Source organism: Streptosporangium nondiastaticum, assembly GCF_003011965.1.
GTDB lineage: Bacteria > Actinomycetota > Actinomycetes > Streptomycetales > Streptomycetaceae > Streptomyces > Streptomyces nondiastaticus.
Map to the genome: position 1 here is coordinate 63,068 of NZ_PXWG01000013.1, position 22,403 is coordinate 85,470.

A 22,403-nucleotide genomic window follows, 5' to 3' on the forward strand; every position below is an offset into this window, starting at 1 on the left:
GTCGGCAGAGGCGGCGGCCTCAGGCAGCAGGAGGCGCGGGCGCCGTCCACTCCTCCGGCACCCGCGGCGGCGTGCCCTGCGTCCACGCCACGTGCAGCGCCGAGGCGCTGATCCGCCAGCCGTCGGCCGTCCTGACCAGCCCGGTGAGAGTGCGGCCGCCGGAGACGAAGGGGGCCTCCGAACCGCCGGCGAGGACGTGCGTGCTCAGCTGGGCGCCGCGGACCGTGGCGCGGTCGCCGTCGATCTCGATGAGGAGACCGGCGCCGAGGTGCACGGTGCGGTCGAAGAGCGCCATGCCGCGCCGGGTGTGGGCCAGCACCGCCTCGCGGCCGCGGACCGTGCCGATGGGCATCTCCGCGGTGACGTCCTCGGTGTGGAACGCGCGGGCCCATGCTTCGTCGAAGACGCGCTCGTCCAGCGAGCGCAGGTAGCGGTCCAGCAGGTCGGTGATGTCCGCGCGGTCGGCCAGGTCCTGCAGCTGACGGTTCATCTGTGCGATCTCCATGAGGAAACCCTGTCACCTCAAGCCCGCTTGAGGTCCAGTGCTGGAACGGCGCCGGAGGAGTGACCCGGGCCACAGGGGGCGAACAGGGAAAAGGACCCGGCCGGGAGCGGTCGCCGCCGCCTTCGGCAGCGCGTGGACGCGAAGGCGGCGGCTGAGCAGTGCAGTTGCCCCGGGCCGGGTTCCGGTCAGGCGGTCGCCGGCTCCGGGAGCCGGGATTCGGCCACGGCGAGGCCGGCGACGGCGGTGAGCAGGAGGAGCGTGCCGGCGATGGTGGCCGCGGTGAGGTGTTCGCCGAGGAGCGTCACGGCGAGGACGGCGGCGCTGACCGGCTCGATCAGCATCACCACCGCCGCTGTCGTGGCGCGGACGGCCGCGACGCCGGCGAAGTAGAGCGGGTAGGCGAGCGCGGTGGTGACGGCGGCGACGTAGGCCATGAGCAGCAGGACGCGCCCGAGGTGGTCGGTGTGCGGGAGGATGCCCTCGGCCCAGGCGAGGGGCAGCAGGACCGCGGCGCCGATGCCGAAGGACCACATCGTCAGGCTGTACGGGTCCTCTCCCCCGCCGCCGCGGCGGCCCGTCCAGCGGGCCAGGAGCGTGGCCACGGCGTATCCGGCGGCGGACAGCAGGGCCAGGCCCACGCCGAGGGGGTCGACGGTGCCCGCCCGGTCGCCCAGGACGAGCACGGCCAGGCCGGCCAGGGCCCCGCCCACGGCGAGGACCCCGCCCCTGCCTATCCGCTCGTTCAGCAGCAGCCGTCCGCCGATCGCGGTGAAGACGGGACCGGCGCCGAGCGTGACGATGGTGCCCACGGCCAGCCCGGTCTCCTGCACCGCCCCGAAATAGGCGGTCTGGAAGACGGCCAGGCCGATGCCCGTGCCGATCAGGAGCAGCAGCCGCTGCCCCCGCAGCCGTGGCTGAGGGACGCGGGGGACGGTGGAGGGGGCGGGGCGGCGGGGGAGGAAGGCGCGGGCGGCGAGCAGCAGCGCCAGGCCGCTGACGTACCGCCAGAAGGACACGGCCATGGGGCCCAGGTCGCTGGACCGGTAGATGATGTCCACGGCGGCGCCGGTGGTTCCCCAGGTGGTGCCGGCCACGGCCAGGTAGACGAGACCGCGCCCCACGGAGCGCGACGCCTTGGCGCCGGGGTCGCCGGTCGGCGACGACGGCTCCGACGACGGCTTCAGGGAAGTTTCGGACACGGATTCGGACACAGTGCGTTCTCCAGACGGAGCGGATGGTCAGGGGACTCCCGTGCGCGGGCACAACCGCATGGCGCGCCGGCCTCGAAGGGCCCGGCGCGCTGGTGAGAGGTGGCGGCCCGCGTCAGGCGGCGGGAGGCGCAAGCACTGTCGAACGCATGGCGACCACCCTACGCCCTCCCCCGGGTCAAATGATCATGCTCCTGCCGCCGTTGGCGGAAACTGGCCGGTACAGCAGCGAGTTCAGGCCGGGTTACGGGAGTGCCCTGTGGTCTCCTCCCCCGCCGCCGTGGGGAGCACGGCGGCGAACCGCGCGCCCCGCGGGCTGTCGGCGATCTCCAGCGTGCCGTGGTGGGCGGAGGCGATCCGGTGGGCGATGGCCAGGCCCAGGCCGGCACCGCCGGTGTCACGCGCGCGGGCGTCGTCGAGGCGGGTGAAGCGGTCGAAGACGCGCTGCCGGTCGGCCGGCGCGATCCCGGGGCCGTCGTCCTGGACGTGCAGGACGGCCCGGCGGACGGCCGGGTCGTGGACGAGGCCGATCTCGACCGTACGGACGGCGTAGCGCCGGGCGTTGTCCAGCAGGTTGCCCAGGAGCCGGGTGAGGAGGGCGTACTGGCCGTGGACGGGGACCGGTTCCCCGGCCGTCTCCACCCGGAGGACGAGGTGCTGCGGGGCGCGGAAGCGCGCGGCCTCGTCGCGGACGAGGGCGGCGAGGTCGACGGGGCCGCCGCCGGGCAGGCGCACCGCGCCGGACACGTCGAGGCGGGCGAGCAGCAGCAGGTCCGTGGTGAGGTGTTGCAACCGCCGGGTGTCGCCGAGGGCGGCCTCGACGACGTCGCGCAGGTCGGTGCCCTCGGGGTGGGCGAGGGCGATCTCCAGCTCCGCGCGCAGCGCCGTGAGCGGGCTGCGCAGTTCGTGGGAGGCGTCGGCGACGAAGCGGCGCTGCTGGTCGACGTTGGCTTCCAGGCGGTCGAGGGTCGTGTTCATCGTGCGTGCGAGCCGGGCGACTTCGTCGTCGGTGCGCGGGACCGGGACGCGGCGGTCCAGGTGGTGCGCGGTGAGGTCGGCGAAGCGGCTGCGGATGTCCTCCACCGGGCGCAGGACGCGGCCGGCCACGTACCAGGCGACGGCCGCCATCAGGGCGGTCACCGTCACCACCGATCCGGCCACCGACCACACCACGGCGTTGAGGCCGGCCTGTTCCGCGCGCAGGGGGCTGAAGACGACGAGCACCGGGTAGTCGTCGTCGGTGCTGAGCCTCAGGACGGCCTCGGGCACGGGGGTCCGGCCGGCGGGGTCGGTCCAGGGCCGCAGGGACAGCCAGGACGGCGCCTCCTGGTCACGTCCGAGGGATATCCGGGTCGTTCCCGGCCGCTCGCGCTCCAGGGAATCGACCTCGGACCACGTGTAGGTGTGCACTTCCAGCCGCGGGTCGGCGATGAGGCTGTCCGGAACGGGGTACGGGTCGGGGCCCGCCTTCCGGGCCTTCGCCTCGACGGCGTTCGCGGCCTTCTTGGCGTACTCGTGCGCCTCCTTGAAGAGGTGGTCGCGCGTGGCCAGCACGGAGATCACCGCCGCGACGCTCAGGGAGAGCAGGGCCGAGACCGCGGTGAGGAGCGTCAGCCGGCCGCGCATGGAAGCCGGGCGGCGCAGCAGCGCCGGACGCCGGCGACGCGTCACGGCCGGACCTCTTCGGTGGCCGGCCGGTGGACCGGGCCGCGCCCGCACCGCCGGCGGCGGCCGACGGCGACGTGCGAGTCGCCGGCCCGCACCGTCGCCCGGTGGAGCCCCTCGCGCCCGCCGTACGCGAGGTCCACCGCGAATCCCCGGACGACCGTGCCCCTGCGCAGCAGCCGGGTCAGTCGCCGTTCGTCGTCCACCACAAGTAAGCGCATGTGCTCAGCGTGACCCGGCCGGGCCGCGAGCTGAAGATCGTTTCCGGTTGTTTCCGCCTCCTCCCGGGGCACCGCCGTTACTTCCGGCACCGCTATGACGGCCGCTGTCACAGTCCGTGCCGTTCTAGCCGTGCTCGGCGAACGCCGCGGCGATCTCGTCGCGTCCCGCGCCCGCCGCGAGCAGCAGCCGCAGCAGCACCCGCGCCTTGTACGGGTCGAGCAGCCCGCCGTTGATCAGTCCGCGCCGCTGCAGGTCGGTCTCCGAGCCGGGCGCGCCGTAGGTGTGCCGGAGCACCGGGCCGCTGCCGGTGCGGGAGGTGAGGACGACCGGGATGCGGTCCGCGAGGGCGCCCAGCACGGGTGCGAGAGAGGCGGGCACGTGCCCGACCCCGAAGCCGGCGACCACCAGGCCCCTGTACGCCGCGGCGAGTCCTTCGAGCCCGCCGGGGTCGTCGTCGAGGGTGACGCAGTGGAGGGCCACGCGGGCGGCGTCGAGCCGCGCTCCGCCGATGCCGGCGGGCAGGACCGCGCGGCGCGGCGGCGGTGCCAGGACCCGCACCTCTCCTTCGACGACGCGGCCCACCGGGCCGGCGTTCGGCGACACGAAGGCCGCCGTGCTCGTGCTGTGGGACTTGCGCACCCACCGCGCCGCGTGCACCTCGTCGTTGAAGGCGACGAGCGCCCCGAGCCCGCGCGCCGCGGGCGAAGCGGCGACGCGGGCGGCCGCGAGCACGTTGGCCGGGCCGTCGGCGCCGGCCATGCCCGGCTGCCGCATCGCCCCGGTCAGGACGAACGGTGCGTCGTGCGGCCACACGAGGTCGGCGAGGAACGCGGTCTCCTCCAGCGTGTCGGTGCCCTGCGTGACGACGACGCCGGCGGCCCCGTCCGTCACGGCCCGCGAGGCGGTGCCGACGACGTCGAGCACCTGCGCGAAGGTCAGGCTTCCGCTGGGGACGGCGTGCACGTCCCGTACGTCCAGGGGCACGCCGAGCTCGTCCAGGCCGGGGACGGCCGCGGTGATCTCGGCCCCGGTCAGCCGCTTCCCCTCGGCGCGCCCGGACACCGATATCGTGCCCCCGAGCGCGAACAGCGCGATGCTCACGTTTCCTCCCGCCATGGCCGCCCGGCCGCGCCGGGCTACACGCCCCGGAGCAGGTCCGCGGCCTTCTCCGCAATCATGATGGTGGGTGCGTTGGTGTTGCCGCGCACCAGGGTCGGCATGACCGAGGCGTCGGCCACCCGCAGACCCCTCACGCCGTGCACCCTCAGCTCGTTGTCGACGACCGGCCCCATGGCGCAGGTGCCCGCGGGGTGGTAGAGCGTGTGCAGTTCCCGCCGGGCGAAGTCGAGGAGGTCCCGGTCGCTGTCCGAGCGCGGCGCGAGGAAGTCGGAGCGCCGGTGCGCCCGCAGGGCGGGCCGGTCCGCGATGTCGAGCAGGACCCGCAGGGCGCGCACCGCGGCCGCGCGGTCCTCCTCCGTGGACAGGTAGTTGTGCACGATGCGCGGCTTGGCGCTGGGCAGCGCCGAGCGGAGGGAGACCTTTCCCCGGGCGGTCGCGTCCAGCAGCACCGCACCGTGGTGGAAGGCGTGGGCGGCCGGAGCGCCGAGGCCCTCTTCGTGGAACATGACCGGAAGCGCGTGGATCTGCACGTCCGGTGCGTCCAGCCCGGCCAGCGTCCGGACGAATCCGCCCGCCTCCCCCGCGTTCGAGGTGAGCGGCCCGCGGCCCTCCGCCTCCAGGAGCGCGAGGTTCTCCGGGGTCATCGCCGTCATCAGCGACTCGGTGTCGGTGAGGTGGATGAGGGGCAGGTGCGGGTGGTCCTGGAGGTTCTCGCCCACGGGGAGGTCGGCGCGCGGGGCGATGTCGAGCGCTTCGAGCTCCGCGGCGATGCCGATCCCCGAGAGCATCAGCAGCTGCGGAGAGTTGTACGCGCCCGCCGAGAGAACGACCTCCCGTTCGGCGCGCAGCTCCACCAGCTCCCCGTGGTGCTCGGCCTCGACGCCGGCGGCCCGTTCGCCGGAGAACAGCAGCCGGGTGCACTGGGCTCCGGAGAGCACCGTCAGGTTCGGCCGCGCCAGGGCGGGGCGCAGGTACGCGTCGGCCGTGCTGCACCGGAGGCCGTTGCGCTGGGTGAGGTCGTAGTAGCCGAAGCCGTCCTGCTCGGGGCCGTTGAAGTCCGGGGTGAACGGGTGGCCCGCCTCCTGCGCGGCCTCCACGTACGCCGTCATGAGCGGGTGGCGGGAACGGCCCCGGCTGACGGTGAGCGGGCCGCCGGCGGCGTGCCAGTCGGAGGCGCCGCCGTGGTGGTCCTCGGCCCGCAGGAAGTACGGGAAGACCTCGTCCCAGCTCCACCCCTTGGCGCCGGCGGCCGACCAGGCGTCGTAGTCCCTGCGGTTGCCGCGGATGTAGATCATCGCGTTCATGGACGACGAGCCGCCGAAGGTCTTGCCGCGCGGCAGGAAACAGCGGCGGCCGCCCAGGCCCGGCTCGGGCTCCGACGTGTAGTCCCAGTCGTACTTGGTCCGGAACAGCTTCGCGAACGCCGCCGGGACGTGGATCTCCGCGGCGTCGTCGGGCGGGCCCGCCTCCACCAGCAGCACGCGGACGCCGGGATCCTCGCTCAGCCTCGCGGCCAGTACGCAACCGGCCGACCCCGCCCCCACCACGATGTAGTCGTGGCTCCGGTGCTGCGCGTCCCTCGCGTCCTGCATGGGCGTTCCCCTCCCGGTGACCGGTGCGACGGCGGGCTCCCATGATGGCCTCCGGCGGTGGGCGCGACCAGATGACCGCTCCGGAGCGCGCGGCAGGCCGTGCCGCCGGCCGCTTGCTCCCCGGCCCGGGGGTTTTCCCCATGGTGGCGGTCCGGCCGGGCGCATAGCCTCGCCTCAGCAGGCACTTCTCTACGCGTCTCTACGCAGGAGGAGTGCCCTGCCCTCCCTGACGTCTCATCAAGAATGGTGGATACCTTCATGCGTGCGCGCCTCCGTCTGCTCACTGCCGTCACGACGGCCGCCCTCGCCGCGAGCGGCGTCAGCGCGTGCGGCATGCTGCGGAAGAGCTTCGACGACGACACCACCGTCGCGCAGAAGATCACCTCCGTACGGCTGGACACCGGCTCCGGCGGCGTCACCCTGCGCGGCAAGGAGGGCGCCACCAAGGTGAGCCTGCACCGCTACGTGGAGTACGGCGGAGACCGCCCGGAGGGCCCCACGCACCGCGTCGAGAACGGCGTCCTGGTGCTCGGCGGCTGCGACGACGACTGCTCGGTGTCCTACACCGTCGACCTGCCGGCGGGCATACCGGTGACCGGCCGGACGGCGAGCGGCGCGGTCAGCGTGTCGGAGTCGGGCGCGGTGAAGGTGCGGACCGGTTCCGGCGCCATCGACCTGGACGACGTCGACGGCCCGGTCGAGGTGCAGGCCGGCAGCGGCGCGATCACCGGGCAGGGGCTCAAGAGCGGCCCCGTCTCCGCCAAGACCAACAGCGGGGCCATCGACCTGACCATGTCCACGGCGCAGGACGTCCGGGCCGAGGCCGGGAGCGGGGCCGTCACGCTGACCACGCCCGACGGGCGGTACCGGGTGACCGCCGAGAGCGGCAGCGGCGGCAAGGACATCGCCGTCCGCGACGACGCGTCCGGCACGCACCGGCTCGACCTGCACACGGGCAGCGGCGCCATCACCGTCAAGCGGTCCTGAGGACCGGAGGCCCGTAGGCCCGGAGGCCCGGAGGGCGATGGGACCCGGAGCCGGGCGCACTGCCCTGCCCGGGACCGGGTGACCGTGCCGTCGGCGGAGGCTTGCGCGGCCATGGGCCGGGGAACGGCTCTGTGCATCAGGGTGCGTGGGGGTGCATCAGGGTGCATCAGGGATCCGGTGAACAGCGCCGTGTTCGGCGCGACGGGAGGGGCCTGCGATGTCAGAGGTGTCGGGCGAACAGCCGGAGCGGCCGGCGGTGCCGGGCGAACAGCCGCGGTGGCCGGTCGTATCGGACGAGGTGCGGGAGGCGCTGGAGGACCGCCGGCCGGTGGTCGCCCTGGAGTCGACGATCATCGCTCACGGCCTGCCCCGCCCGCGGAACCTGCAGGTGGCGGAGGAGCTGGAAGCGCTCGTACGGGAAGGCGGCGCCGTCCCCGCGACCATCGCGGTGCTGGACGGACGGCCGTGCGTGGGGCTGGACAAGGAGCAACTGGCGCGGGTCGCGGGTGAGGACGGCATCCGCAAGCTGGGGCACCGGGACCTGGCGCCCGCGGTCGCGGCGGGGGCGAGCGGGGCGACGACCGTGTCCGCGACGGCCTTCCTGGCGGCACGGGCCGGGATCCGGGTCTTCGCGACGGGCGGCCTGGGCGGCGTCCACCGCGAGTGGGCGCAGACCCAGGACGAGTCGGCGGACCTGCGGCTGCTGGCGCGGGTGCGGATCGCGGTGGTCTGCGCGGGGGTGAAGTCCGTCCTGGACGTGCCGGCGACCCTGCAGCGCCTGGAGACGCTGGGCGTCGGTGTGGTGGGGTTCCGGACGGCGGAGTTCCCCGGCTTCTACCTCAGCGGTTCCGGCGAGCCGGTCGACTGGACGGCCGGGTCCGCGGCGGAGGTGGCCGGCGTGCTGCGCACCCAGGACGCCCTCGGCGGCCCGGAGTCGGCCCTGATCGTCGCGAACCCGGTTCCCGTGGCGCAGCAGCTCGACCCGGCCCTGCACGACCGGGTGCTCGCCGAGGCGCTGGCGGCGTGTGCGCGGGAGGGCGTCACCGGGCAGGCCGTCACCCCCTTCCTCCTCGACCACCTCGTCCGGCACACCGGCGGCGCGTCCCTGGAGGCCAACGTGGCCGCGGTGCGGGGCAACGTGCGGCTGGCGGCCGAGATCGCCGTGGCGTACGCCTCATGACGGGCGCCGCCCCCGGGACGGGCGTCCGGGCCGGGGCGCTGCTCGTCGTCGGTGACGTGGTGACCGACGTCGTCGCCCGTCACCGCACGCCCCTCGCCCCCGCGACCGACACGGCGGCCGCCATCGCCGTCCTCCCCGGCGGCGCGGGCGCCAACGTGGCCTGCTGGGCGGCCCGTTCCGGCACCCGGGACGTCCGTCTCCTGGCCCGGGTGGGCGCGGACGCGGCGGACGGGCACGAGCGCGCGCTGCGTGCCGCCGGCGTCCGGCCGCATCTGGTCGTCGATCCCGAGGTCCCCACCGGTACGGTCGTCTGCCTGGTCGGCGCGGACGGCGAGCGGACGTTCCTCACCGACAGCGGAGCCGTCGTACGGCTGTCGCCCGCTGACTGGAGTGACGGCCTTCTCGCCGGAGCGGGTCACCTGCACCTCTCCGGCTACCTCTTCTTCGCCGAGCCGAGCCGCAGCGCCGCCCGGACCGCGATGGACGCCGCCCGCGCCCGCTCCGTGCCCGTCAGCGTCGACCCGGCCTCGGCCGGCTTCATCGCCCAGATGGGAGTGAACCGCTTCCTGGAGGCCGTCGCGGGAGCGGACGTCCTGCTGCCCAACCACGATGAAGCAGCGCTCCTCACCGGCCTGCCCGACCCGGCCGACGCGACGGCCAAGCTGAGCCGGCAGTTCCCGCTCGTGGTCGCCACACAGGGCGCGCGGGGCGCGCTGGTCGCCGCCTCCGGCGTCATCACCGCCCGGGTGCCGGGAGAGCCGGCCGCCGCCGTGGACACCACGGGCGCGGGCGACGCCTTCACCGGAGCCTTCCTCGCCGCCCGGCTGGAGGGCCACGACCCGGCGGCGGCGGCGCTGCGAGGCTGCCGGGCGGGCGCGGAAGCGGTCACACGTCCGGGCGCCCGCCCGGCAGGCGAGGGCGGCTGATGGCGGCGGCTGGTCGTGACGGCTCGGGCGCGTCCGGCGCGTCCCTCTCGGTCCTCCGGCTCAGTCCTCCGGTGACACGCCGAGGTCGCGGCGCATGGCGATCCTCATGGCCCGGAGCGCCTCCCAGGTCTCGTGCTGGGCCCGGGAGGCGCTCTCCATCGTCTCGCCCGGCCCGGGTACGCCTCGTTCGAGACGTTTGACCTGGCCGTACACCCGGTTCAGGGCCTGGTTGACGGCGCTCGCCCGTTCGAGCACGGTGGAAGGTGCGATCATCTGCGCCTCGGAATACCGGTCACGGTGAGCGCTCTTCGCCGCGTCGAGCGCGACCCTGTCGGCGTCCTCCACTCCTCGTTCCCGCATGAGGCGCAGGTGGTGGTTGAGCGCCGTGGTGAACTGCCGGGCGTCCCGGTTGAGCTCCACGTAACACGTACGCCGGAGGGCGCGGTTCTCGCGCGCGTCCTCATGGGCGCGGACGAGGTCTATCTCGCGGCGCTTCGCGCGTTCGGAGCCGCGCTGGGTGAGCAGCGCGGCGCCCAGGGTTCCCGCGACACCGGTCACCGCGATGACCACCGCACTGGGATCCAACCGTCCGTCCCTTCTTCTTCCGGGCTGCCAAGCTCCCCGGACTGCCGTACCGGCCGTGGCTGAAAGTCAGTTGCCGTCCGGGAGAGGCGTTCCTGCGGGGAGGAGCCCTTCCGCCAGCAGGTCCTGCCACAGCGCGCCGGGGACCGGCCGGTGGGACTGGTCGACCGCGTCGGCGACCTCGCGGGCGTTCCGCAGGCCTATCAGTACCCCGGCGACCGCCGGGTGCCCCAGCGGGAACCGGGCGGCCGCCGCCCGCAGGGGCACGCCGTGGCGTTCGCAGGTTTCCTGCAGGCGCAGGGCCCGTGCGAGCAGGCCGGGTGGCGCGGCGGCGTAGTCGTAGGTCGCGCCGGGGCCGGGGGCGGCCAGCAGGCCCGAGTTGAAGACCCCGGCGGCCACGACCGGGACGCCGCGCCGCGCCGCCTCGGGCAGCAGGTCGGACAGGGCGCTCTGGTCGAGGAGGGTGTAGCGGCCGGCGAGCAGGACGACGTCCACGTCCGTGTCCCGTACGAAGCGGGCCGGCATCGCCGACTGGTTCATGCCGATCCCGATGGCCTTGACCACGCCCTCGGCCCGCAGGCGTTCGAGGGCGGGGTAGGCGTGGCGGAGGGCGTCGTTCTCGTGTTCGTCCGGGTCGTGGAGGTGGACGACGTCCACGTGGTCCAGGCCGAGCCGCTCCAGGCTGGCGTCCAGGCTGCGCCGTACGCCGTCGGCGCTGAAGTCCCAGAGCCTGCGGTGGGTGGCGGGCACCGCGAACTCGCCGGCGGGGTCCCCCGCGGACGCGGCAGGCACGGGCTCCAGGAGCCGCCCGACCTTGGTGGAGACGGTGAACTGCCCGCGCGGCCGCCCCCGCAGTGCCGCGCCCAGGCGGCGTTCGGACAGCCCGAGCCCGTAGTGCGGTGCGGTGTCGAAGGAGCGGATGCCCGCCTCCCACGCCGCGCCGACCGCCTCGGCGGCGTCCTCGTCGGACACGGCGGTGAAGAGGTTCCCTATCGCGGCGGCCCCGAAGGCGAGCCGGGTGGTCCATGCCCGGCTGCGGCCCAGCGGCACCCGCTCGCCCAGCGGCGCCCGTTCCACGGCGGCGGCCCGCTCAGCCCGCGGCGTCGAGGGATTCGCGGGGGTGGGGGATCACGGCTTCCGCGCCCGCCTGCTGCAGGGAGACGGTCCGTGCGGGGGCGGGGATCCGGATGCCCTCCTCGCGGTACCGCTGGTGCAGGCGCTTTATAAATTCGTGCTTGATGCGGTATTTGTCGCTGTATTCACCGACTCCGAGGATCACCGTGAAGCCGATGCGGGAGTCGCCGAAGGTGTGGAAGCGGACGGCGGGCTCGTGGTCGGGGACGGCGCCGGTGATGTCCTTCATCACGTGCTCGACGACCTCGTTGGTGACCCGCTCGACGTGTTCCAGGTCGCTGTCGTAGGCGACGCCCACCTGCACCGTGACGGACAGCTTCTGCTCGGGCCGGCTGAAGTTGGTCATGTTCGTGCCGGCGAGCTTGGCGTTCGGGATGATGACGAGGTTGTTGTTGAGCTGCTCCACCACGGTGATCCGCCAGTTGATGTCGCGGACGTAGCCCTCCTCGCCGCTGCTGAGCCGTATGTAGTCACCGGGCTGGACCGTCTTCGAGACGAGGATGTGGACGCCCGCGAAGAGGTTGGCCAGCGTGTCCTTCAGGGCGAGGGCGATCGCGAGACCGCCCACGCCGAGGGCGGTGAGCAGCGGGGCGATGGATATGCCGAGGGTTTCCAGGATGATGAGGAAGCCCATCGCCAGGATCGCGATGCGGGTGATGTTGACGAATATCGTGGCCGACGCGGCCACGCCGGACCGCGACTGCGCGACGGACCGCACGAGGCCGCTGATCACCCGGGCCGCGGTGAACGACGCGGTCAGCATGACGAAGGCGATGAGCGTCTGGTTGACGACGTGTCCGACCTGGCTGGTCAGCGGGAGAGCCGCCGCCGCGGACGCCACGCCGCCCGCCACCGCGGCCCAGGGGGCGACGGTGCGCAGGACGTCGACGATGATGTCGTCGCCCTCCCACGCGGTCCGGGCCGCCTGCTTGCCGAGCCAGCGCAGGAGCACGCGCAGCAGGAGGGCGACGGCCACGCCGGCGGCCACCGCGATGCCGGCGACGATGGCGTCGTGCAGGGTGAGGTCGCGGTTCATCGGTGTCCCCCTGCCGTTGCGGAGAACGGAGCGACGGCGTCGCAGGCTGCCGGCGGCCCGGCGTAGTGGTTCGTCACCTTGTACCTGTCTGTCCTGACGGATCGTGAGTGCGGGCGAGGGCCACGGAAGTGGATCATCGCGAGACGACATCCTGCACCACGTCCGTTTCAGCCCTGCACGCCCGGGTGGCGATCGACCGCCGCCGGCCGGACACGCGGTGACCACCTTGCCGGACGGCCGGCCTCTGTCAATGACACCTCATCATCCGGGGGCTCACGGGGGCCTTATAGTGACGCGCGACGGAATGACGTGATCATGATGCGTAACGGGGCACGATGACTTGGTCCGCGATCGGCCGCGACGGAGACGCCCGGTGAAGGGGTCGCGGCGGTGGGAGCGGTGCGCCGCTCTGGCCGGTGGCGCGGCCGTGCTGGCGGGGCTGGTGGCGGGGTGCGGCGGGGCGGGGGCGCAGGACGGCACGCGGGACGCGCCCAGGTCTCCGGGCCGGCAGATGCCGCCGTACTGGCTCGACGATGCCGCACCGCCGGCGGTCGCCCGGCAGTTGCATGTGACGGTTCCGGCCACGGCGACCGAGGTCAAGGCCGCGCACCAGAAGGGGTTCCAGGACGACGGGCTGCTCCTGGCCTTCGTCCTGCCCAGCAGTGAGGTCGCCGGCTTCGTCGCGCGGCTGGCCCCGGAACGGCCCCTGCGGACGCGACAGGAGCCGGTCGCCGGCGCGGTGAAGCCGGCGACGCCGTTCGCGCATCTGGGGCTGCCGGAGCCGGAGTCCCTGCCCGGCGTCCGCGAGGGCCAGGTGTGCGCCCCGTGCCGGGGCGACCTGAACTTCCTCCAGGTTGGGGTGGCGCGGGCCGGCGAGGGCACCGCACGCGTCTACCTCCGCGGCAGCGACTGAGGATCCGGCGAGGCGCCGCCCGTTACGTCGCCGGCGCGGCGCTCTCCATCACCTTGTCCAGTTCCCGGCTCTCCGCCGTACCGCCCGGCTGTGCCACGCCGAGGAGGAACGCCGAGCGGCTGTCGTCCACGGCGATCAGGGTCAGGCGGAGGTGTCCCGGGGTGCCCGTGCCGGGCTTGCCGGGGCTCACCTTCAGCGCCACCGTGTGCGCGGGGCGGCCGCCGACCGTCGTCGGCCGGGACTCCTCCGGTTCGGAACTCCCGTCCGGATAGAAGAACTCCGCGTTCGAGCGAGCCGCCCGCTCCGCCTGCCGTTGCAGGCCGGACTGCGGGACCGCGCCGGCGCGGCCGGCGAGGACGGTGCTGCCGCCGCCCTCGCCGTCGGCGTGCCGCTTGGTGACCGAAGAGGTGAAGGCGTTGATCAGCTTCAGCTGCGCATCGTGCTCCCATCCCTCGGGTATCGCGTAGGAGAGCCCGGCGGCGGTGTCCGTGACACGGGGCCGGCCGGCGAACGGCGCCGTGTCCTCGTCGCGCGTCAGCCACCACCCGGCGGCGACCCCGGCCACCGCCAGGACCAGGGCCGCCACGGCACCCACGAGCACCGTCCGGCGGCGCCCCGGCCGCCCGGACGGGGAAGAGGGCGGGACCGGGGGCACGGGCGGAACGGCGAGGGGAGGGTGAGGCGTCGTCATGGCCCCGAGTATCCGCGATGCGCGTGGGACCTGACTGAGCACACGTACTCAGTCACGTACTCACGTACGTACACGCGTTCGCGTACGTGTGGGCGTACGCGTGGCGTACGTGCAGGTGCACGTGACCGCCGGCCGGGGTCAGTTGTTCCAGGGGTTGGCCGGCTGGTCGTTGATGGCCGTCCAGAAGCGGGTGCCGGCGGGGACGTCGCCGTAGGCCCAGAAGCTCCAGCCTCCCGAGCTCTCCAGGTCGGGACCGTATCTGCCGTCGTGGAACTCGGCCATGCGCCAGCCCGTGCCGAAGGTGTTCGCGCAGACGCCGTCGGCGGCCGCGCGGCTGGTCAGGCGGGTGCCGCGGAGCGGGTTGGTGGCCGCGACCTCACCTCGGGCCCAGCCCGCGTAGAAGCCGGGGGTGATGCCGGCGGGGGCGAGCCTGCCGTCGATCCTGAGGCAGAGCACGGGCAGGGCCGTGGTCGTGGCGGTGTCGCCCTGGTACGGGTTGCTCAGGGGGCCGCCGCCGACCTGGACGGTTCCACTGGGGCCGTCCGCCATCAGGGTCCAGGTCATGGCCTTGCCGCCGGAGTCGGCGGCGGGCGCGGCGGCCGCGGCGGGAGTCACGAGGCCTCCCGCCGCGGCCAGCGCCGCAGCACCGAGAGCGAGGACCGTCTTCACCGAACGCATGGCTTCTCCTCACAGGTGTGACATGAGATGCAAGGCGTGACGGTGCGGATTCTCCACGCTCTTCACAGGACCTCCAAGGCGGAAAACCGGTCACCCAACACCGACTGCGGCCACCGCCACCGCCACCACCACCGGAATCGGGAACCGGCGTCCGCCCTCCGGCAGCGGCACGGTTCCGGCCCGTATCAGCCGAAGCGTTCGACGAGCTTCGCGAAGGAGTCGAGGGCGGGCTTGGGCGCGTAGTCGTCGGTCATGAGCCCGAACCGGTGGAACAGCCCGGGGTTCGCGCTGTCGGCGTCGCGCAGGGCGAAGTGCGTGTAGCCGCTCAGCCGGAGCGGGCCGGCGTGGGCAGCGACGGCACCGACCACGGTCTCCACGACCTCGGCCTGCCGGTCGACAGACCTGCCGGGGCCCGTGGGCCAGCCGTGCTCGGTGATGTGCAAGGGCAGGTGACCGAGTCCGGCGGGGTCCAGAACGGTGTGGCGGTGGTGGTGCAGCAGTCCCTCGACGGCGCCCGGCAGGTCGGGCGCGGCGACGGGCTGGAAGACGTCGGGGAAGAAGTCCAGGCCCACGTAGTCCAGGTCGGCGAGGAAGGCGTCCCCTGCCCGGCCGGTCAGGTCGGCGACGAAGGATGCGGCCGGACCGAAGAGCGGCGTGGTGTTGAAGCCGACCCGCAGATGGGTGTGCCCGAGTGCGCGTGCGTGCTCCTTGGCCGCGGTCACGCCCCGGACGATCGCCTCGCACACGTCCGGGTAGGCGCCGTCCAGGGTGGGCATCGACGTGACGTTCGGCTCCTCCGTCACTTGCAGCGTGCTCGTGACGTGCCCGTACTGCTCGACCAGTTCGCGGAGGAACGCGCAGTAGCCCTCGACGTCGCCGGAGGCGGACTGGTACTGGGCGACGAGATCCAGGCTGCGGCCCCGCACCGCGTACTGGGCAGCGGCGGCGGGCGTGGACGTGGCGTGGGGCAGGCCGCGCGCGGTGGTGTCGTCGAAGCCGGCGTAGGCGCGTACGAGGAAGGGGCGGCCGGGCCTCCCCTGGAGCACGTCGAGTGCGGCCGTGATGCGGGACGGGTCGTCGGGCGGGCCGGCGGCCAGGCCTCCGGCGTCGTCGCCGGCGACGCTTCCCGGGTATATCCCGAAGAGCATGGCGTCATGAGCTGTCGGCGTCATGGGGGCGGTTCCTCTCAGCTGTCAGGTCAGGCGGAGGGACGAATCGGGGGCGGGCGAGTCAGGGAGTGGGCCGGGTCAGGGAGTGGGCCAGGTGAGTGCGCCGGTACGGATGTCGTCGACGACCGAGTCGATCCATGCCGTTTCGGCGCGCGCGAGGCACAGCGCGTACTCGGCTTCGATGACGAACAGGCGGGGCGCACCGGCCGCCCGTGCGGAGGCCAGGCGCTCCTCGTCGGCCGCCGTGCGCTCCCGCAGCCGCTGCGCCCGCTCGGTGAGGGCTTCGACGGCGCCGTCCGGTCCGAGAGCGCCGAGGTAGGTGACGGCGCCGAAGAACCGGGTGAACTCCCGCTCGGGATTGCGGATCTCGGAGTCCAGCCGCCGTACGAGCTCTTCGCGTCCCGCGTCCGTGAGCGCGTAGACGGTCCTCTCGGGTCGGTTTCCCGCACGTTGCTGCCCCTGAACGGCGACCCAGCCCGCCTCGTTGAGTGCGGCGACGGTGTTGTAGAGCGTGCCCCGGGTGATGGCGGCCGCGTGGCTGTCGCTGCGTTGCCGCAGCTCGGCGAGCATCTGGTACGGGTGCGAGGCCTGTTCCAGCAGGAGGCCGAGCACCGCCGGCACGAGGGGGTTGTCCAGAGTGCGTCGTGGCATGGTCGAACCCTAACAGTCTAAATAGACTATATGGCGTACACGAAGGGCGGTGGCGCCCCGGAGGTCCGGGGTGCCACCGCCCTGGCGATGGTGGTGCGTGACGTCTATGCGTGACGTCTATCCGTGACGCCTGCCGCGGGTGCTGCGGATCAGTACGCGGAGTTGACGTTGTCCATCGAGCCGTACTTGTCGGCGGCGTAGTTGCAGGACGCGGTGATGTTGGCGACCGGGTCGTAGATGTCCCAGGACGTGCCCTCGACGTGATACGCCTTGAACGTCGGGTCGATGATCTGCAGCAGACCCTTCGACGGCACACCATTGACGGCGTTGACGTCCCAGTCGTTGATCGCACGCGGGTTGCCCGTCGACTCACGCATGATGTTGCGCTTGATGCCGTCGTAGGAGGCCGGGATGCCCTTGGCACGCAGGATGTCCAGGGACTCCTGGATCCAGCCGTCCAGATTGTCCGCGTAGGCCTTCTTCGCCGGGGCAGCCGGCTTGGCCGGGGCGGCGGGCTTGGCGGGGGCGGGCTTGGCCTCCAGGGCCTTGCGCTCGGTGGAACGGTTGGCGGCCTGCTTCTCCGCACGCTCCTTCTCCGCCTTCGCCTTCACCACGACGGCACCGGCATCAGCCTTGGCGGCCGTGACAGCGGCGGCACTCTGCTGCTCCAGCGCGTCCTGCTGCGTCTCACCGAAAGCCTCAGCACTCCACGCCACCGGCTTCACGGACGAAGCCGAAGCGGTGTCAGCGGCAAAAGCGTGCGGAGCGACAGCCACCGCAACCACAGCGGCACCGGTCGCGGCAATGCCGGCAACAGAGAACTTGTGAATCTTCGGAAGACGGGTATAGCCGGAGATGGTGGAGCGCATAAGAGAGCTGAACCTTCCCAATCGCGGATGTCGCCCGGCCCTGAATCGGCGCAATAACGAAGCGCCGTTCCTCGGTCGACGGCGCCCAGCGACCCCGTAATTGTTAGCGGCGGCGAAAACCCCTGACAAGGCCTGTGACCTACTACCCGCATTCATAGGCCCCGGAAATCCGCCCGCCTTTCCCCTCTATTCCGCCACCGCGCCCACTAACGCATTTCGTAAGTGACGCGCGCCTCATGGGCGGCCTCACACCGCAGGGCTCCTCGCGTCACTCCGTGCGAGCGGGCGTTCACCCGGAAACGGCGGCGTTCGCCTCGCGTCCGCCGGGGTGGCGGTGGCGCCAGATCCAGAAGACGGCGCAGGAGACGGCGGCCCAGGCGCCGAGGACGGCGAACGGGAAGAAGTGCTGGTTGTGCCGGAAGTAGACGGCCGTGTGCTGGGCGTTCACGGAGGCACCCGGCGGCAGCCAGCGGCCGATCTCGCCGAGGAGGGAGGGCAGCAGGGGCCAGGAGACGGCGCCGCCGGAGGAGGGGTTGCCCAGCAGGACCATCAATCGCACATCGAGAAGACCATTCCCGACGTGAACATGGTCAGCGCGAGAATGAGCCAGGATTCCGCGAACGGCAGCCGCAGGGCACCCAGCACCCAGTCCACGACGGCGGCGATGGCGAAGCCGCCCAGCAAGGAGTATCCGGCGGTGAAGGCGATGCGCTCGGCGGGATTGAGCGCGGAGGCGTGCACACCCAGCTGAATTGCGCCGACGAATCCGACGATGACCGCGGCGAGGGTGATGTAGAAGAGCGCGAGCCCGCGCGGGTCGCCTTTTTGCAGGGGATTGATGTCCTTGACGATGACAGGCACGCCGACGGTCCTGCCGACCTGCGGCGCGGTCTCGGCCAGGAGCTGGGCGACGGTGGCTCCGGAGGCTCCGGAGACGTCCAGCCCGGCGGCGCCGGGACGGTCCTGGAGGATGGCGTAGACCTGCTGGTCGTCGACGGCGTTCCGGGCGGCCTCGTAGGTGGCGAAGTGGCGCAGCCGGAGCTCGGCCCCGAGCGCCTTCTCCATGCCCTGGACGAACTCGGCCCGCTTGATCTCGGAGGCGGGGACGCCTGTCACCGCGGTGGGGATGTTGTGCGGGGTCGGATTGGCCATGGCGTACGTGTACGAGCCGGCGAAGAGCCCGGCGGCCGCGGCCACGATCAGCAGGAGCACGGTGGCGGGGAAGAACGGCGAGTGGCGGAACGCATGCCGGCGGGTGCGGGCGCGCCGCCGGGCGGGGACAGGGGCGCGGGGCGCGCCGGGGCCGCTCTCTTCACCCGTGGGATCACCCATGAGGTCACGATAAGCGGATGATCCTCACAATTCGGGTACGGCACGGTCGGGCGCCGCGCGTTGCGGGCGAGCGGACGAGCGGACGAGCGGACGAGCGGACGAGCGATCAGCACTCCCCTGCCGTCAGCGCTCCCCCGCCTGTGACGCGTCGAGGTTCTCGGTGAGGCGTTCCAGGAGCCCGCGCAGCGTGAGGGCGTCCTGCAGGGACAGGCCCGACGCGGCGACGATGCGCCGGGGCACCGGCAGGGCGCGCTCGCGCAGCTCCTCGCCGGCCTCCGTCACGCGGACGACGACCGAGCGCTCGTCCTCCGCACTGCGCTCGCGCACCACGAGGCCGGCCGCTTCGAGCCGCTTGAGCAGCGGGGAGAGGGTGCCGGAGTCGAGCCGCAACCGCTCGCCGATGGCCTTGACCGGCTGGGGGTCGGGCTCCTCCCACAGGACGAGCATGGCCAGGTACTGCGGGTAGGTGAGGCCGAGGTCCTTGAGGGCGTCGCGGTAGACGCCGCCGAAGGCGCGGGCCGCCGCGTGCAGCGAGAAGCAGATCTGGTGGTCGAGGCGGAGCAGCTCCGCGTCGTCCGGGAGGGGAGGGGGCGGAGCGGTCATGCCCCAAGGGTAACGCGCACCCCATTAAATTGTGCACAACTGAATTGTGTGCAATGCTCTTGGTTGTACGGAGGCGCCGCCTCCCTACAGGAACCGCACAGGAACCGCCGAACCGAAGGAGCCCCCCATGGATGCGCTGTACACCGCTGTCGCCACCGCCAACGGCCGCGAAGGCCGCACCGTGAGCTCGGACGGGCAGCTCGACCTCGCCCTGGCCATGCCTCCCGCGCTCGGCGGCAATGGCCGGGGCACCAACCCGGAGCAGCTCTTCGCCGCCGGTTACGCGGCCTGCTTCGCGAGCGCGCTGGGGCTGGTCGGCCGGGAGGCGAAGGTCGACACGAAGGACGTCTCCGTCGCCGCCGAGGTCTCCATCGGCAAGGACGACACCGGCTTCGGCCTCGCCGTCACCCTCCGCGTGGAACTCCCCGACACCCTCTCCGGCGAGACGGGCACCCGCCTCGTGGAGCAGGCCCACCAGGTCTGCCCGTACTCGAAGGCCACCCGGGGCAACATCGCCGTCGAGCTCGTCGTCGAGTAAACCGGCCGACGTCCGGCGATCCGGCAACCAATCCGGCAATCCGGCAATCCGGCAGGACGAACGGCGTGGCCCCCACCCCTTGCGGCGGGGGCCACGCCGTTCCCGCCCCGCCCGCCGACGTGGGCGGCGGGGACGGCGAAGACGGCAAAGGTGGGACGATGACCGCATGCCGCCTCACCCGTTACTGGGCATCTCCCGCACCTCGTCCGCATCCATCGAGGCTCATCTCGACCGGGTCGGAAGCGTCTTCGCGGCCTTCCGGGAACAGGACTCGGGCTGCGTGTCCTACGGCGTCCGTCTCGCCGGCGGAGAGCGGTGGTTCGTCAAGGAAGCCGTCACCAGCGACGCGCGGCGGTCCCTCGACCGGGCCTGGGCCTTCCACCGGGCCGTGCGGCATCCGGCGATCGTCCCGCAGGTGCACCGCATCGCCCTGCGGGGTGGCTGGGCGGTGGTCATGCCGTGGCACGACGGCGAGGTCCTCTACCACCCCGCCGTCCGCGAAACCGCGGACCGCATCGGCCCAGACAGCGCCATGGCGCGCTTCCGTGCGCGCCCCTCCCCCTCGTCCTGCGCGCCTACGAGCGGATCCTGAGCGCGCACCTCGCGGTGGAGGACGCGGGGCACGTCGCCGTGGACCTCTACGACGGCTCCCTGCTGTACGACTTCGCCGGCGGCACCATGCGCCTCGTCGACCTCGACGAATACCGTCCGGGGCCGTTCGTTCTGGAGGACGAACGCCTGCCGGGCTCCACGCGGTTCATGGCGCCCGAGGAGTTCGTGCGCGGGGCCGTCATCGACGTCCGCACCACCGTGTTCACCCTCGGGCGCACCGCCCGTCTGCTGCTCGACGCGGGTGACGGCGAGCGCGCCTGGCGGGGCGGGCCCGGCCGGCTCGCGGTCGTGGAGCGGGCCACCCGGGCCGGTCCCGGGCAGCGCTTCGCGTCGGTCCGTCAGCTCGCCCGCGCGTGGCGCGACGCCGACCGGTCGTGAGCCGCGCCGACACCGCGTTCCGGTCATGAACCACACCGACGCCCCGGTCCGGTCATGAGCCGAGCAGGCGCCACGCCCGGTCCGGTCCGTTCCCGTCACGGCTCGCGCAAGTGCCCCACTACGGACCGCATCGCGCGCTCTATGGCGTCGCGCGCGGGCTCGGTGCGGTCGATCGTCTCGAAGCCGTGCCGGGCGTCCGGCAGGTCGATGAGCTCGACCGCGGCCTCGCAGTCCTCGGCGGCGGCGAGGAACTCCCGGGCCGTCGCCGCGATCTCCGCGAACTCCCGGCCCACCCGCGTCAGTACGACCGGCAGGGAACCGGCTGCGCGCACCGTGGCCGCGGGCCGGAAGCGGGAGCCGGCGAGCCCCCAGTTCGGCAGCGGCGCGAGGATGGGATAGGTCGCCGCCACGCACCGCAGCCACGGCGGGGGCGCGGCGAGCCAGTCCGCCGACAACAGCCCGCCCGCCGAGAAGAACCACAGTGCGACCCGGTCCCCGTCGACGCGCGGGTCGGCCCGTACGAGCTCGACCGCCGCGGCGACGTCCTCGGCGGCGCGCTCGTAGTCGGTGACGTCGTGCAGCCCGTGGTCGAACATCGCACCGACCGCCCCCAGGCTCGCCGCGTACTGCGCGTAGCCGGTGTAGAGCGGCCAGTCGCGCGGCGTCGGCCGCATGCCGGCGGGCACGGGCCCGCCGTGGACGAAGAGCACCGCCGGGCGGGGGCCGTCGGCGTCGGGCAGGTGGAGATCGACCCGCTCCGCGCGCTCGCGGCGCTGCTCCGGCACGTCCAGGGGGAAGGGCCGCAGATGGGGCGGCGTCTCGCTCGCGGCCGCGGACAGCCGATGGCCCTCCCCCGCGGCGGCGCGGAGCAGGATCGCGGCCAGTTCGCCGGGGGCGGAGAGCATCGGCCAGTGTCCGGTGGCGATTTCGAAGAAGCCGGTCCGGGGGTGGGCGAGCGCCTGGAGGCGCGGCTCCCCCAGCGCCAGGAGTGACTCGACCATGGCGATGCCGGGTCCGTTGGCGGTGCAGAGGACGCCGGTCGTCGGCAGCTCGGAGACCGCCCCGCCCGGCACGGGGAGCGGCCGGGTAAGCGTGGCCAGGGGCTGCGGTGCGGCGAGGCCGGTCAGCCGGTCCAGCGCGTTCTCGGGAATGCCTGCGACGCTGCCCCACCGCTGCCACTCGGCCGGCGGGGGGAGCAGGCCGTCGGCCCCGGTCTCCTCCGCCTGCTTCCGCAGTGCGTCGCGGAGGGCCTGATCCGGTATCAGTTCGAGGGCGGGGGCGCCGTCCTGGGGCACGGTCGTGTCCACGTAGACGATCCGGGCGACCCGCTCGGGGCGCCGCCCGGCGGCGCCGAGCGCCGGGTGAACGCCGTAGCAGTGGCCGACCAGCACCACCTCCGGCGCGTCGATCTCGTCGATCAGCCGCACCAGGTCATCGATGTGCGTCTCCAGGCCGGTGCCGGCAGGTGTGCCCGTGCCCGCCTCGCCGTGACCGTCGTGCTCGTCGTGGCCGCCGCCCATGCCGGTCAGCGTCACGGGATGGGCTTCGGCGCCCGCCTCCCGCAGCCGGCCGGCCACGTCCTCCCAGATCCAGCCGCCGGTGTGGGCGCCCGGCACCAGGACGAATGCCGTCATGATCTGCTCCTCACTTGCCTACGCGGGTCGTCATGGTCCGCCATGGTCCGTCGCGCATGGTCCGTCGCCGACTCCCGCAAACCCTCGCAGGCCCTCGCATGTCTCGGTTCGCGGGCCCGGCCCGACGGGCCGTCCGCGTTCGCCGGTACGGTAAAAGCTCCTGCTGGGGGAGGTTCAAG

General features: G+C 73.3%; 25 protein-coding genes. 7 read left to right on the forward strand and 18 right to left on the reverse strand.

What is annotated here, in order from left to right; genetic code table 11:
- Positions 1–19 precede the first annotated feature (19 nt).
- From B7P34_RS08610 to B7P34_RS08635, 6 genes are all read right to left on the reverse strand, one after another.
- Positions 20–505 carry a nuclear transport factor 2 family protein gene (locus B7P34_RS08610; protein ID WP_106675212.1) on the reverse strand — a complete coding sequence of 162 codons (486 nt, stop codon included), beginning with the start codon at positions 503–505 and terminating at the stop codon, positions 20–22.
- Between the two features lie 185 nt (positions 506–690).
- A complete protein-coding gene (locus tag B7P34_RS08615; RefSeq protein ID WP_223267640.1) occupies positions 691–1,704 on the reverse strand; it encodes a DMT family transporter in 1,014 nt (337 codons plus the stop codon).
- Between the two features lie 243 nt (positions 1,705–1,947).
- Complete coding sequence (locus B7P34_RS08620) at positions 1,948–3,384, reverse strand: sensor histidine kinase (protein ID WP_223267641.1); 1,437 nt, start codon at positions 3,382–3,384, stop codon at positions 1,948–1,950.
- On the reverse strand, positions 3,381–3,599 hold the full coding sequence (locus tag B7P34_RS08625) for a hypothetical protein (RefSeq protein ID WP_146166770.1): 219 nt from the start codon (positions 3,597–3,599) through the stop codon (positions 3,381–3,383). Before B7P34_RS08625 ends, B7P34_RS08620 begins: the two co-directional genes overlap by 4 nt.
- A 124-nt stretch (positions 3,600–3,723) precedes the next feature.
- Positions 3,724–4,701 (reverse strand): asparaginase, encoded by a 978-nt coding sequence (locus B7P34_RS08630; protein WP_106675214.1) that lies wholly within the window; start codon positions 4,699–4,701, stop codon positions 3,724–3,726.
- A gap of 35 nt (positions 4,702–4,736) precedes the next feature.
- On the reverse strand, positions 4,737–6,311 hold the full coding sequence (locus B7P34_RS08635) for a GMC family oxidoreductase (RefSeq protein WP_106675215.1): 1,575 nt from the start codon (positions 6,309–6,311) through the stop codon (positions 4,737–4,739).
- Between the two features lie 258 nt (positions 6,312–6,569).
- Between B7P34_RS08635 and B7P34_RS08640 the strand changes: the two genes are divergently transcribed.
- The 3 genes from B7P34_RS08640 (at position 6,570) to B7P34_RS08650 (ending at position 9,404) form a co-directional block, all read left to right on the forward strand.
- On the forward strand, positions 6,570–7,298 hold the full coding sequence (locus B7P34_RS08640; RefSeq protein WP_106675255.1) for a DUF4097 family beta strand repeat-containing protein: 729 nt from the start codon (positions 6,570–6,572) through the stop codon (positions 7,296–7,298).
- Positions 7,299–7,515: 217 nt separating this feature from the next.
- On the forward strand, positions 7,516–8,478 hold the full coding sequence (locus B7P34_RS08645) for a pseudouridine-5'-phosphate glycosidase (RefSeq protein WP_106675216.1): 963 nt from the start codon (positions 7,516–7,518) through the stop codon (positions 8,476–8,478).
- The gene (locus B7P34_RS08650; protein ID WP_106675217.1) at positions 8,475–9,404 is read left to right on the forward strand and encodes a carbohydrate kinase family protein; all 930 of its coding nucleotides are present in this window, start codon (positions 8,475–8,477) and stop codon (positions 9,402–9,404) included. Before B7P34_RS08645 ends, B7P34_RS08650 begins: the two co-directional genes overlap by 4 nt.
- Before the next feature lie 60 nt (positions 9,405–9,464).
- Here B7P34_RS08650 and B7P34_RS08655 read toward each other — a convergent pair whose 3' ends face one another.
- The 3 genes from B7P34_RS08655 to B7P34_RS08665 all read right to left on the reverse strand — a co-directional run bounded on the left by B7P34_RS08655 (position 9,465) and on the right by B7P34_RS08665 (position 12,156).
- Entirely contained in the window at positions 9,465–9,989 is a 525-nt protein-coding gene (locus tag B7P34_RS08655) for a hypothetical protein (RefSeq protein ID WP_223267642.1), read from the reverse strand.
- Positions 9,990–10,055: 66 nt separating this feature from the next.
- On the reverse strand, positions 10,056–11,063 hold the full coding sequence (locus tag B7P34_RS08660) for an aldo/keto reductase (RefSeq protein ID WP_223267643.1): 1,008 nt from the start codon (positions 11,061–11,063) through the stop codon (positions 10,056–10,058).
- Positions 11,064–11,076: 13 nt separating this feature from the next.
- Positions 11,077–12,156: a mechanosensitive ion channel family protein gene (locus B7P34_RS08665; protein WP_106675219.1), complete on the reverse strand. Its 1,080-nt coding sequence runs from the start codon at positions 12,154–12,156 to the stop codon at positions 11,077–11,079.
- A gap of 373 nt (positions 12,157–12,529) precedes the next feature.
- Between B7P34_RS08665 and B7P34_RS08670 the strand changes: the two genes are divergently transcribed.
- Positions 12,530–13,069 carry a hypothetical protein gene (locus tag B7P34_RS08670; protein WP_106675220.1) on the forward strand — a complete coding sequence of 180 codons (540 nt, stop codon included), beginning with the start codon at positions 12,530–12,532 and terminating at the stop codon, positions 13,067–13,069.
- 22 nt (positions 13,070–13,091) lie between these two features.
- Here B7P34_RS08670 and B7P34_RS08675 read toward each other — a convergent pair whose 3' ends face one another.
- The 8 genes from B7P34_RS08675 to B7P34_RS08705 all read right to left on the reverse strand — a co-directional run bounded on the left by B7P34_RS08675 (position 13,092) and on the right by B7P34_RS08705 (position 19,062).
- Positions 13,092–13,760: a hypothetical protein gene (locus B7P34_RS08675; RefSeq protein WP_146166771.1), complete on the reverse strand. Its 669-nt coding sequence runs from the start codon at positions 13,758–13,760 to the stop codon at positions 13,092–13,094.
- A gap of 138 nt (positions 13,761–13,898) precedes the next feature.
- Positions 13,899–14,438 carry a flagellar hook-length control protein gene (locus B7P34_RS08680; protein ID WP_106675222.1) on the reverse strand — a complete coding sequence of 180 codons (540 nt, stop codon included), beginning with the start codon at positions 14,436–14,438 and terminating at the stop codon, positions 13,899–13,901.
- A gap of 185 nt (positions 14,439–14,623) precedes the next feature.
- A complete protein-coding gene (locus B7P34_RS08685; RefSeq protein ID WP_223267644.1) occupies positions 14,624–15,610 on the reverse strand; it encodes a hypothetical protein in 987 nt (328 codons plus the stop codon).
- Between the two features lie 75 nt (positions 15,611–15,685).
- A complete protein-coding gene (locus B7P34_RS08690; protein ID WP_106675224.1) occupies positions 15,686–16,258 on the reverse strand; it encodes a PadR family transcriptional regulator in 573 nt (190 codons plus the stop codon).
- Positions 16,259–16,407: 149 nt separating this feature from the next.
- Positions 16,408–17,127: a transglycosylase SLT domain-containing protein gene (locus tag B7P34_RS08695; protein WP_106675225.1), complete on the reverse strand. Its 720-nt coding sequence runs from the start codon at positions 17,125–17,127 to the stop codon at positions 16,408–16,410.
- A gap of 289 nt (positions 17,128–17,416) precedes the next feature.
- Complete coding sequence (locus B7P34_RS38360; RefSeq protein ID WP_223267645.1) at positions 17,417–17,686, reverse strand: hypothetical protein; 270 nt, start codon at positions 17,684–17,686, stop codon at positions 17,417–17,419.
- Positions 17,677–18,459: an ABC transporter permease gene (locus tag B7P34_RS08700; protein WP_223267646.1), complete on the reverse strand. Its 783-nt coding sequence runs from the start codon at positions 18,457–18,459 to the stop codon at positions 17,677–17,679. Before B7P34_RS08700 ends, B7P34_RS38360 begins: the two co-directional genes overlap by 10 nt.
- A 123-nt stretch (positions 18,460–18,582) precedes the next feature.
- On the reverse strand, positions 18,583–19,062 hold the full coding sequence (locus B7P34_RS08705) for a MarR family winged helix-turn-helix transcriptional regulator (protein WP_106675226.1): 480 nt from the start codon (positions 19,060–19,062) through the stop codon (positions 18,583–18,585).
- A gap of 127 nt (positions 19,063–19,189) precedes the next feature.
- On the opposite strand from B7P34_RS08705, the gene B7P34_RS08710 reads away from it, so the two are divergent.
- The 3 genes from B7P34_RS08710 to B7P34_RS38370 all read left to right on the forward strand — a co-directional run bounded on the left by B7P34_RS08710 (position 19,190) and on the right by B7P34_RS38370 (position 20,590).
- On the forward strand, positions 19,190–19,600 hold the full coding sequence (locus tag B7P34_RS08710) for an organic hydroperoxide resistance protein (RefSeq protein ID WP_106675227.1): 411 nt from the start codon (positions 19,190–19,192) through the stop codon (positions 19,598–19,600).
- A 166-nt stretch (positions 19,601–19,766) separates the two neighbouring features.
- Positions 19,767–20,192, forward strand: a complete 426-nt coding sequence (locus B7P34_RS38365; RefSeq protein ID WP_223267647.1) for a hypothetical protein — start codon at positions 19,767–19,769, stop codon at positions 20,190–20,192.
- 14 nt (positions 20,193–20,206) lie between these two features.
- A complete protein-coding gene (locus B7P34_RS38370) occupies positions 20,207–20,590 on the forward strand; it encodes a hypothetical protein (protein ID WP_223267648.1) in 384 nt (127 codons plus the stop codon).
- Positions 20,591–20,685: 95 nt separating this feature from the next.
- Here the strand turns inward: B7P34_RS38370 and B7P34_RS08720 are convergent, their stop codons facing one another.
- Positions 20,686–22,224 (reverse strand): alpha/beta fold hydrolase, encoded by a 1,539-nt coding sequence (locus B7P34_RS08720; protein WP_106675228.1) that lies wholly within the window; start codon positions 22,222–22,224, stop codon positions 20,686–20,688.
- Between the last annotated feature and the right edge of the window lie 179 nt (positions 22,225–22,403).